This is a genomic window from Pradoshia sp., assembly GCF_051873915.1.
In the GTDB taxonomy this organism is placed as follows: domain Bacteria; phylum Bacillota; class Bacilli; order Bacillales; family Pradoshiaceae; genus Pradoshia.
The window spans coordinates 98761-109068 of record NZ_JBJEFJ010000111.1; the positions used below are offsets into that span (position 1 = coordinate 98761).

Here is a 10308-nt window from a genome sequence, read left to right on the forward strand (position 1 = left end):
TTAGATATAGTAATAGTGATAGGAGTGTAGAACAATGACAGGATTAAAAAAGTTACGGATTGTCCTGCTCGGAAGTGTGCTTGCAGTTGCTATTGCCGGCTGCAGCAGCAAGACTCCGGAAGAGGAGAGTTATGATCTTCTTGAGGAGCTGGCCTCCATTGAACAGGGGTATGAAGAACAGCATGAGCCGCTTCAAAAGCTTGAAGCAGAAGACAATGAGATTTATGCTCAAATCATTGAATTGGGCATGAAAGAGATGGATGAGATTAAGACTCTTTCTGACGAGGCAATCACCGGAATAGAGGAAAGAGAAGAATTAATGAAGAAAGAGAAAGAAAGCATCAACGAATCTCGTGAGCGATTTGGAGATTTTGATGGTCTTATCGAAGAGCTGTCAGATAAGAAGGCTCAAACAGAGGCTGCCGAGCTGCAAAAGATTATGAAGCAGCGATATGACGATTATGATCAATTGTATGATTTATATCTAGCAAGCCTGGCTGAAGAGAAAAAGCTTTATGAGCTTTTTAAGGATGAGAAGGCAACGAAGGATCAATTCGAAACACAGATTGAGAGTGTGAATAAGACCTATACAGAGCTATCAGAGGCTAATGCTCAATTCAATGAACAAACAGAAAAGTATAATAATAAAAAAATAAGCTTCTATAATCTTGCAGGAATTGAAGTAGATAGTGAACAACCATGACCGCCGCACAAATGCAGGCGGTTTTCTTTTGTCTGTAAATCTTAGGGTGTTTGAGGGTCAATAATCATGTGCGGATGTGTAATTCTATGAATGATAGGGAGAAAAATCTTATTCGATGTCCGATGGATTTTAATGCGATTTCAATGAATCTTATGGAAACACAACCAATGATTACCAATGTTTGTGCGGAAATTATACGTTTATAGGTGTTTTGGTCAGGTTGATATAGGGGACAATAATGATAGACAAACCCTTAGGATAAAAGTCTCTATCCAATCTGTACTAGTATAAATTCGTTATAATATATAACAGCGGCGAATGGCAATAGAGGATATAGATGGAAAATATCGGACAAAAACATATTAGTTGACTAGGTTCGTGTTGTTAGGTAAACTTTAACTGTTCATACAATTGTACTATTTTTGCCAGAGGAAATATTGATACAGATGACCTGTTAGAAATAACCTTTTAGTTTTCCTGTGGAAAACTAGTAGTTGTATACTTAATAATTTCACAATTTACTATATTGAGAAAGGGAGATGTGGAATCTTATGGCTTCTAAACAACAAAAAGTCCTGTTTGAGGCAGAGAAGCAATTGGACATCGTCAACGAGCAATTCAAAACGTTACAGATTTTGAATGAAGAGGGGGAAGTCGTAAACGAATCAGCGATGCCTGACCTAACTGACGAACAGCTTCAAGAATTGATGAAACGTATGGTTTATACACGTATTTTGGACCAACGTTCCATTTCCTTGAATAGACAAGGAAGATTAGGCTTCTATGCACCTACTGCTGGTCAAGAGGCTTCTCAGCTTGCATCACAATTTGCGCTTGAAAAAGAAGATTTCATTCTTCCTGGCTATCGTGATGTTCCGCAAATGATTTGGCACGGTCTTCCATTAAGCCAAGCCTTTTTATTCTCTCGCGGACATTTTGCCGGGAACCAGATTCCAGAGGGCGTTAATGTAATTTCTCCACAAATCATCATTGGTGCTCAATACGTTCAATGTGCCGGAGTAGCTCTAGGCATGAAGAAAAACAATTCGAAAGCGGTTGCTGTTACGTATACAGGTGACGGCGGTACGTCCCAAGGGGACTTCTATGAAGGAATTAACTTTGCGGGTGCTTTCAAAGCTCCAGCAATCTTTATCGTCCAAAATAACCGTTTTGCCATCTCTACACCAGTTGAGGTTCAATCAGCTTCTCGCACACTAGCTCAAAAAGCGGTTGCCGCTGGAATCCCGGGTGTTCAAGTTGATGGTATGGATCCGCTTGCTGTATACGCTGTCGTTAAAGAAGCGCGTGAAAGAGCAATCAACGGTGAAGGTCCTACTTTAATTGAAACGCTTACTTATCGTTATGGTCCGCATACAATGGCCGGCGACGACCCAACTCGTTACCGTACAGCTGATCTTGACAATGAGTGGGAGAAAAAAGATCCGCTTGTTCGTTTCCGTAAGTTCTTGGAAGGTAAAGGACTATGGAGCGAAGAGAAGGAAAACGAAATCATTGAACAAGCAAAAGAAGATATTAAACAAGCCATTAAAGAGGCTGACAATACACCAAAACAAAAAGTAACAGACTTGATCACAAACATGTTTGAAACACTTCCTCCTAACTTAGAGGAACAATACGAAATTTATGCAGAAAAGGAGTCGAAGTAAGCCATGGCCCAAATGACAATGATTCAAGCCATCACAGATGCATTGCGCACAGAAATGCGCAATGACCCAAAAGTTCTCGTATTCGGTGAGGACGTCGGGGTTAACGGCGGGGTTTTCCGTGCAACTGAAGGATTACAAAAGGAATTCGGTGAAGATCGTGTATTCGATACTCCTTTAGCAGAGTCCGGAATCGGCGGTTTGGCAATTGGACTCGGCTTGCAAGGTTTCCGTCCTGTTCCTGAAATTCAATTCTTTGGATTCTTATTCGAAGTTATGGATTCCATCGCAGGACAAATGGCGCGTATGCGCTATCGTTCCGGCGGAAGATATCATTCTCCAGTTACGATTCGCTCACCATTTGGAGGCGGGGTTCATACACCAGAAATGCACGCAGACAGCCTTGAAGGTTTGATGGCTCAAACACCTGGTGTTAAAGTCGTTATTCCATCTACTCCATATGATGCGAAAGGGTTGCTTATCTCATCTATTCGTGACAACGACCCAGTCATTTTCTTGGAGCATATGAAACTATATCGTTCATTCCGCCAAGAAGTGCCTGAAGAGGAATACACGATTCCACTTGGAAAAGCGGATGTGAAAAGAGAAGGTACAGACCTTACAATTGTCACTTACGGTGCAATGGTGCAGGAATCTATTAAAGCAGCTGAACAACTTGAAAAAGAAGGAGTTTCTGCTGAAGTAATCGACTTGCGGACAATCAGCCCGCTTGATATTGACACAATCATCGCCTCTGTTGAAAAAACAGGAAGAGTAATTGTTGTTCAAGAAGCACAAAAACAAGCTGGTATTGCTGCACAAGTAGTGGCAGAAATTAATGACCGTGCGATTCTTAGCTTGGAGGCTCCAGTTCTTCGCGTAACAGCGCCTGATACAGTATTTGCGTTCTCACAAGCAGAGCCAATCTGGCTTCCAAACTATAAAGACGTACTTGAAACAGCGAAAAAAGTTCTAGAGTTTTAACTTTTTTGCAAAAGTCTCCCGCTTAAATAAACTGGTGAGATTGATGCAAGTTAAACAATAGACTTTATTGATGAGTGCAAACTCCTGCTGAATAAAGTGAAGCCTTCGGCGGATGGCAGAAAAGTTGAGTTGAATGAATGGCTTTCGGGCAAGGGCCCGAACAACTTTTCGCCGCAAAACGCCGAGGTGTTATTGATAGATAGGGGGGAGATGCGCAAGCATTTCCTCTCCCTAATAGAAAGAAATAAGATCTTAGGAGGATGATAGCCGTGGCTTTTGAATTTAAACTTCCGGACATCGGCGAAGGTATACATGAAGGGGAAATCGTTAAGTGGTTCATCAAACCAGGTGATAAGGTACAAGAGGATGACGTGCTTTGTGAAGTGCAAAATGACAAGGCAGTTGTAGAAATCCCATCACCGGTTGAAGGTACGGTTGAAAAGATTTTTGTAGAAGAAGGTACAGTAGCTGTTGTAGGTGATGTACTCGTATCATTTGATGCTCCTGGATATGAAGATGTACAATTTAAAGGGGAGCATGGGGAAGAAAAAACAGAAGCTCAAGTGCAATCAACACTTGAAAGCGGCCAAGATGTTGAAAAACAAGCTGCACCTTCTGAAAAACAAGACTCCCAAACCGGAGCCGGTGCTCAAGATCAAGTAGATGACGCATCTGATAAACGCATCATTGCTATGCCATCTGTCCGTAAATTTGCTAGAGAGAACGGCGTGAACATTCAGAAGGTTTCTGGCTCAGGCAAAAATGGCCGTGTGCTGAAAGAAGATATTGAAGCGTTCATGAACGGCGAAAGCCAACAAGAAGCAGCGCCAGCACAAACAGAGGAAAAAGCTGCAGAACAAAAAGCGGCTCCTCAGCCAATCCCTGCAGGTGAATATCCTGAAACACGCGAGAAAATGAGCGGTATCCGTAAAGCCATTTCTAAAGCTATGGTTAATTCTAAACATACAGCTCCTCACGTAACCTTGATGGATGAAGTGGATGTAACGAAACTTGTTGCTCACAGAAAGAAATTCAAAGAGGTAGCAGCAGAAAAAGGAATCAAGCTTACATTCCTTCCGTATGTCGTAAAAGCTTTGACAAGTGCTCTTCGTGAATATCCTGCACTTAATACATCTCTAGATGATGCTACATCTGAGATTATTCATAAGCATTATTACAATATCGGTATCGCTGCTGATACAGAAAGAGGCTTGCTCGTTCCTGTCGTGAAGGATGCCGATCGTAAATCAATGTTCGCAATCTCTAATGAAATTAATGAACTTGCTGGAAAAGCACGTGATGGCAAATTGGCTCCAAACGAAATGAAAGGTGCTTCTTGCACAATTTCCAATATCGGTTCTGCTGGCGGACAATGGTTCACACCTGTTATTAACCACCCTGAGGTAGCTATCTTAGGTATTGGCCGTATTGCAGAAAAACCAATCGTTCGTGATGGTGAAATTGTTGCAGCTCCGGTATTAGCATTATCTTTAAGCTTTGACCACCGTATGATTGATGGAGCTACTGGCCAAAATGCATTAAATCATATCAAACGCTTATTAAATGATCCAGAACTACTATTGATGGAGGGGTAAGACATGGTTGTAGGTGATTTTCCGATTGAAACAGATACTATAGTAATTGGTGCCGGTCCTGGAGGATATGTAGCAGCTATCCGTGCTGCACAGCTTGGACAAAAAGTAACCATCGTAGAAAAAGGGGAACTAGGCGGCGTTTGCTTAAACGTAGGATGTATTCCTTCTAAAGCGCTTATTACAGCTGGACATCGCTATCATGATGCGAAAAATTCAGCGGACCTGGGAATTTCTGCGGAAAACGTAAAAGTAGATTTCTCAAAGGTTCAAAAATGGAAAGGCACTGTTGTTGAAAAATTGACAAGCGGTGTCGGCGGCCTGTTAAAAGGCAACAAGGTTGAAATTGTCAAAGGCGAGGCTTATTTCGTTGATGCGAACAATATTCGTGTTATGACTGAAACCAGTGCCCAAACATACACATTCAAAAATGCGATTATCGCAACGGGCTCTCGTCCGATTGAATTACCTGCGTTCAAATATTCTAAACGCGTTATTCATTCAACTGGTGCTTTGAATCTTGACCATATTCCTGAGAGCATGGCCATCATCGGCGGCGGTGTAATCGGAATTGAGTTGGGATCTGTATATGCTAACTTTGGTACAAAAGTAACCATTCTAGAAGGAATGGATGAAATCCTTGCTGCTTTCGAAAAACAAATGTCTTCTATCGTTAAGCGTAACTTGAAGAAGAAAAATGTTGATATCTTTACAAAAGTGAAAGCTCAAGGCGTTGAAGAAACAGAAAATGGCGTCATCGTCACTTATGAAGAAAAAGGCGAAGAGAAAAAACTTGAAGCTGAGTATCTATTAGTGACTGTCGGAAGAAAACCAAATACAGATGAAATCGGCTTGGAACAAGTTGGTGTTGAGCTTGATGAAAGAGGCTTCATCAAAACAGACAAACAATGCCGTACATCTGTAGGCAATATCTTTGCGATTGGTGATATTATCACTGGACCGCAATTGGCTCATAAAGCTTCTTATGAAGGCAAAATTGCTGCTGAAGCGATTGCAGGACATTCTTCTGAAATTGATTACCTCGGTATTCCAGCCGTTGTATTCTCTGAGCCTGAACTAGCAACTGTAGGTTATACAGAAGCTCAAGCGAAAGAAGAAGGATTGGATATCGTTGCAGCGAAATTCCCATTCGCAGCAAATGGTCGTGCACTTGCGCTTAATGCGGCTGAAGGCTTCATGAAGTTGATCACTCGTAAAGAAGACGGCCTTGTGATTGGTGCGCAAATTGCCGGACCAGGAGCTTCTGATATGATTGCTGAGCTTGGACTTGCGATTGAAGCAGGTATGACTGCTGAAGATATTGCTATGACAATCCATGCTCACCCTACATTAGGTGAAATCACTATGGAAGCGGCTGAAGTAGCATTAGGAAGCCCAATCCATATCATTAAATAAATTCGTTTTATTCAAGCGCTGGAGACCTGCTGGTTTTCAGCGCTTTTTATTGTCTAAAGCTCGCATCACGAGGATTGGAATGGTAAAATTTAGTTGTTCATTCTAACTAGAGAAAGGCTTGGTTTACGTGAAATATATTTCCGCCATCTTAGCTGTATCCTTCCTGATTCTTTCTGGCTGCTCTGAAAAGGATCAAGCAGAGGATCATTCGCAGAAAAATGAAACAGCACCAATTCAAAATGAAGAAGAAACGAAAGAAAAAGTGAAGCCGGAGGAAAAGGAGGAGCAGGAAGTCGCCGTGCAGCAAATCAAACAGGATTATGAAGTGAATACGGCGAATTGGAAGATCGAGCCGGTGGGTGATGAAAATAAAAAGGTCGCGCTGCTCACGATTGATGACGCTCCTGATGAACATGCTTTAGAGATGGCCAAAACATTAAAGGAATTAAATGTATCGGCAGTCTTTTTTGTTAATGGGCATTTATTAGAGTCTGATGATAAGAAGGATATCCTTAAGCAAATTGCAGATATGGGCTTTGAAATTGGCAACCATACATATAGCCATGCCTCTTTGCCAGATTTAACCGAACAGGAGCAGGTAGAAGAAATTCGCCGGGTTAACAGTTTGGTTGAAGAAATAACTGGCTCAAAGCCTCGATTCTTCCGTGCGCCATTTGGTCAGAATACGGATTTTTCCAAGAATATAGTCGAAGAAGAACATATGCAATTAATGAACTGGACGATGGGCTATGATTGGGAGAAAGGGTATCAAACGAAAGATGCCCTTATAGATGTAACGCTGAATAGTGAATACTTATTTGATGGAGCAAATATTCTCATGCATGATCGGAAGTGGACGAGTGAGGCCCTTGCTGAAATCGTGCAAGGCTTGAAAGATAAAGGATATGAAGTTATCGATCCGAATAGAATAAAATCATGATCAACACTTTGACTGGGCAGCAGACCAAGAGTATGACGATCAGCGATGGACAATTCTATGTTCCTGTTGGTATAATTTACCTAAAGGAAGTGATTGTCTTTAAGTGATTTGTAACTCTGATATGAGGAAAGGTGGTTTTAAGTTGATTAAGGCACTGACTCCCTATTTAGTCACAAATGGCAATGGTCAAGAGGTTTTATCATTTTATGAACAAGCATTAGGGGCGGAGATTCACAATCTCCAGACATTTGGCGATTTACCAGATAACCCTGAAAATCCAATGCCTGAGGCGAACAAGAAATTGGTCCTGAATGCATTGGTTAAGGCTGGTGAAGCTGAATTCATGCTGTCGGACAATCAGCCTGGTCATCCATTTCATTTAGGTAACCATATTACGTTAGCCATACAGTCAGATGATGCAGAGGAGACAAGACGGCTTTTTGATCGGTTGAAAGAAAGCGGAAAAATCATCATGCCCTTGCAGGAGACCCCTTGGAGCTCCTTGTATGGTCAATTGATTGATCAGTACGGCGTTTATTGGCAATTAAACACATTAAGTCATCATATGGATTAAATTAAAGAGGACCAGCCCGTGAAAGGGCTGGTCCCCTTTATTATTTGTGGAAGTGCATGATTCTGCCGTTAAAGAGCTGAAGGTCCCCTTGCTTCTTTTTAGCCATATATTTGGCCAGTTCATTTGCTTTTCCTTTATCTGCGAATGTCGAGTTTCTCTCAAGGCTAATTTCGATATAAGGGGATAAATCACCCTTCATACCGGGTATTGGCTCTTCGCCAATCCCTATTCTAATCAGGTGATAGTCAGGATCTTTTGAAGAGAGATAGAGACATTCGCCACTGCCTTGATTTTCAGGGGTGAAGATGGAATAGGGAAAAGCTTTCTCTTCATAGGAATAGTCTAATTGCTTACCAGTTTTTTGGACGGATTGACGATAGTCATCAATCATTTTCTGTACTTCTTCAATTGAGATGGTTTGATTTTGCAGTCTGATATAGGATCGAAGTGACATATAAGCCTCCTTTATTTGAATGGTAATCCTTGTAAAATAGTTTACCATGAGAGTTAGAGGTTCAGAAGGGAATTCTTAACAAAAGGGTTATGGGTAAAAGGATATATTATTTTTAAATATTACATACAATTTAGGCTTGTTTTTTTAAATGTGTTATATTATTATGGTGTATATAGTAGTAAAGCGCTTTCTTTATAAAGCGATTAAATTAATTGAAGGAGTGAAATGAATGGGTACAATCGTATGTACAGGATGTAATACAACCATTGATCATTTTGAAGACGAGAAAGTGACTGTATTATACGCTAATTGCGCTGATTGCCATAATTGCCACGAAAAGTAATCATTTGTCGCTGGACCGGTTCATTTCTTGCTAAATAATCTTATTTAACGATGAATCTAGTTAGTTACCAATCTGACTAAGAAATCATCTATGTTAAGAGCTAAGGCAGCCGCTGCTTATTGCAGGCTGCCCTTTTTGTTTCGTCCTGAGTTCATAATGGATGAAAATGGATATGGAAAGTATTGTATAATAGGTGTGTACAAGAAGGATTTCAAGGGGATACAATCATTGCGGGGAGGGAATGGTATGTGGGAAACGAGATTAACGGATTTACTCGGAATTAAACTGCCAATCATTCAGGGGGGACTTGCCTATTTGGCCTATTCTGATTTAGCGGCAGCTGTATCAAATGCTGGCGGGCTAGGTCAAATTACGGCCTTATCATTAGGCAGTCCAGAGGAGCTGGCTGAGGAGATTGATAAAGTACGGATATTGACAGATAAGCCGGTTGGGGTTAACTTTGCGATTGGGACACATGGAAGGCATTATGAAAGGTTTGTTCAAATTGCTGTAGATAAAGGTATTGAAGCCATGTCCGTAACTGGCGGTAATCCAGCTGCCTTTCTAAATATGCTAAAAGGGACTTCCGTGAAGAAGCTTGTTTTGACGGCTGGAGTCAGACAAGCTGTCAAAGCAGAGGAGCTTGGGGCAGATGCCGTAATGGTCGTTGGAAATGAGGGCGGGGGACATCTTGGAAGAGATGAGCTGAGCACGATGGTTCTTGTACCTAAAGTGGTGGATGCCGTTTCGATTCCAGTTGTTGCTTCAGGAGGTATCGCAGATGGAAGGGGAATGATGGCTGCTCTAGCACTTGGAGCGGAAGGGATTGAAATGGGTACCCGTTTTATTGCAGTGAAGGAATGTGTCCACGCTCATCCTGCCTATAAAGAAGCGATTATCCACGGGACAGAGAAGGACACTGTCGTGATCAAGAAAACCCTTGGAACTCCTGGCAGAGCTATTTCCAATGCACACACGGCCTCCATTCTTTCAATGGAGAGTAAAAGCTGTACATATGAAGATCTGAAGGATTATATTAGTGGGGAGACGAATAAGAAATTTATTTATGAAGGGAACCATGAGGCAGGCTTTGGCTGGGCTGGACAGGCGATTGGGCTTATATCTGATGAGCCGACCGTCGAGGAGTTGTTTGACCAAATGCTGAGCCAAGCCAAGGTAATCCGAACCCGATGGCAATACAGCTGACAAACGAAGAATATGACAGAAGAGGTGTATAGCATGGATTATCAATATCCAATCGATTATACGTGGAAAACAGATGAAATCGTTAAGGTAATTTCATACTTTCAAGGAATTGAAAAAGCCTATGAGAAAGGCATTCCACGTGAAGAGTTAATGATGCTTTATAAGGATTTTAAGCAGATTGTTCCTTCCATAGCGGAGGAGAAGAAAGTGTGCGGCGAGTTTGAGGAAGTGAGCGGTTACTCAAGCTATCGAGCTATGCAGAAAGCCAAGAAAAGCCAGGATGGAGAGCTTGTCAGAATGTAAATGGCGCCTTCTTTCAAAAGAAGCACACAAATGAAAATATAAACATGGAGGGACTGTTTTTCTAAACAGTCCCTCCATGTTTTTTGAGTTTATTCGACATTATAGAGGGGTAATAAATGTACAAACACA

11 protein-coding genes are annotated in these 10308 nt (G+C 41.6%); 10 read left to right on the plus strand and 1 reads right to left on the minus strand.

What is annotated here, in order from left to right; genetic code table 11:
* The first annotated feature begins 34 nt into the window (after nt 1-34).
* The 7 genes from ACI35L_RS10465 to ACI35L_RS10495 all read left to right on the plus strand — a co-directional run bounded on the left by ACI35L_RS10465 (nt 35) and on the right by ACI35L_RS10495 (nt 7873).
* Complete coding sequence (locus ACI35L_RS10465) at nt 35-703, plus strand: YkyA family protein (protein ID WP_439802853.1); 669 nt, start codon at nt 35-37, stop codon at nt 701-703.
* A gap of 551 nt (nt 704-1254) precedes the next feature.
* Nucleotides 1255-2370 (plus strand): pyruvate dehydrogenase (acetyl-transferring) E1 component subunit alpha, encoded by a 1116-nt coding sequence (gene pdhA, locus ACI35L_RS10470; protein WP_439802854.1) that lies wholly within the window; start codon nt 1255-1257, stop codon nt 2368-2370.
* Between the two features lie 3 nt (nt 2371-2373).
* Nucleotides 2374-3351, plus strand: coding sequence for an alpha-ketoacid dehydrogenase subunit beta (locus tag ACI35L_RS10475; protein ID WP_049671559.1), 978 nt, complete (start codon nt 2374-2376; stop codon nt 3349-3351).
* A 269-nt stretch (nt 3352-3620) separates the two neighbouring features.
* The gene (locus ACI35L_RS10480) at nt 3621-4946 is read left to right on the plus strand and encodes a dihydrolipoamide acetyltransferase family protein (RefSeq protein WP_049671558.1); all 1326 of its coding nucleotides are present in this window, start codon (nt 3621-3623) and stop codon (nt 4944-4946) included.
* A 3-nt stretch (nt 4947-4949) separates the two neighbouring features.
* A complete protein-coding gene (lpdA, locus tag ACI35L_RS10485) occupies nt 4950-6359 on the plus strand; it encodes a dihydrolipoyl dehydrogenase (RefSeq protein ID WP_049671557.1) in 1410 nt (469 codons plus the stop codon).
* A 127-nt stretch (nt 6360-6486) separates the two neighbouring features.
* Complete coding sequence (locus ACI35L_RS10490) at nt 6487-7299, plus strand: polysaccharide deacetylase family protein (protein ID WP_331456712.1); 813 nt, start codon at nt 6487-6489, stop codon at nt 7297-7299.
* Between the two features lie 142 nt (nt 7300-7441).
* Nucleotides 7442-7873: a VOC family protein gene (locus tag ACI35L_RS10495; RefSeq protein ID WP_049671555.1), complete on the plus strand. Its 432-nt coding sequence runs from the start codon at nt 7442-7444 to the stop codon at nt 7871-7873.
* Nucleotides 7874-7913: 40 nt separating this feature from the next.
* Here the strand turns inward: ACI35L_RS10495 and ACI35L_RS10500 are convergent, their stop codons facing one another.
* On the minus strand, nt 7914-8327 hold the full coding sequence (locus tag ACI35L_RS10500; protein ID WP_049671554.1) for a DUF1885 family protein: 414 nt from the start codon (nt 8325-8327) through the stop codon (nt 7914-7916).
* A 229-nt stretch (nt 8328-8556) separates the two neighbouring features.
* Between ACI35L_RS10500 and ACI35L_RS10505 the strand changes: the two genes are divergently transcribed.
* From ACI35L_RS10505 to ACI35L_RS10515, 3 genes are all read left to right on the plus strand, one after another.
* Nucleotides 8557-8670, plus strand: coding sequence for a GapA-binding peptide SR1P (locus ACI35L_RS10505; RefSeq protein ID WP_082197143.1), 114 nt, complete (start codon nt 8557-8559; stop codon nt 8668-8670).
* A 246-nt stretch (nt 8671-8916) separates the two neighbouring features.
* Nucleotides 8917-9876 carry an NAD(P)H-dependent flavin oxidoreductase gene (locus ACI35L_RS10510; RefSeq protein WP_049671553.1) on the plus strand — a complete coding sequence of 320 codons (960 nt, stop codon included), beginning with the start codon at nt 8917-8919 and terminating at the stop codon, nt 9874-9876.
* Nucleotides 9877-9909: 33 nt separating this feature from the next.
* Entirely contained in the window at nt 9910-10179 is a 270-nt protein-coding gene (locus ACI35L_RS10515; RefSeq protein WP_049671552.1) for a UPF0223 family protein, read from the plus strand.
* Nucleotides 10180-10308: the final 129 nt, after the last annotated feature.

What these genes read in the sequence shown, in the direction of transcription:
- ACI35L_RS10465 (WP_439802853.1), top strand. Translation starts at nt 35, where the DNA reads ATGACAGGATTAAAAAAGTTACGGATTGTCCTGCTCGGAAGTGTGCTT.
- pdhA (WP_439802854.1), top strand. Translation starts at nt 1,255, where the DNA reads ATGGCTTCTAAACAACAAAAAGTCCTGTTTGAGGCAGAGAAGCAATTG.
- ACI35L_RS10475 (WP_049671559.1), top strand. Translation starts at nt 2,374, where the DNA reads ATGGCCCAAATGACAATGATTCAAGCCATCACAGATGCATTGCGCACA.
- lpdA (WP_049671557.1), top strand. Translation starts at nt 4,950, where the DNA reads ATGGTTGTAGGTGATTTTCCGATTGAAACAGATACTATAGTAATTGGT.
- ACI35L_RS10500 (WP_049671554.1), bottom strand. Translation starts at nt 8,327, where the DNA reads ATGTCACTTCGATCCTATATCAGACTGCAAAATCAAACCATCTCAATT.
- ACI35L_RS10505 (WP_082197143.1), top strand. Translation starts at nt 8,557, where the DNA reads ATGGGTACAATCGTATGTACAGGATGTAATACAACCATTGATCATTTT.
- ACI35L_RS10510 (WP_049671553.1), top strand. Translation starts at nt 8,917, where the DNA reads ATGTGGGAAACGAGATTAACGGATTTACTCGGAATTAAACTGCCAATC.
- ACI35L_RS10515 (WP_049671552.1), top strand. Translation starts at nt 9,910, where the DNA reads ATGGATTATCAATATCCAATCGATTATACGTGGAAAACAGATGAAATC.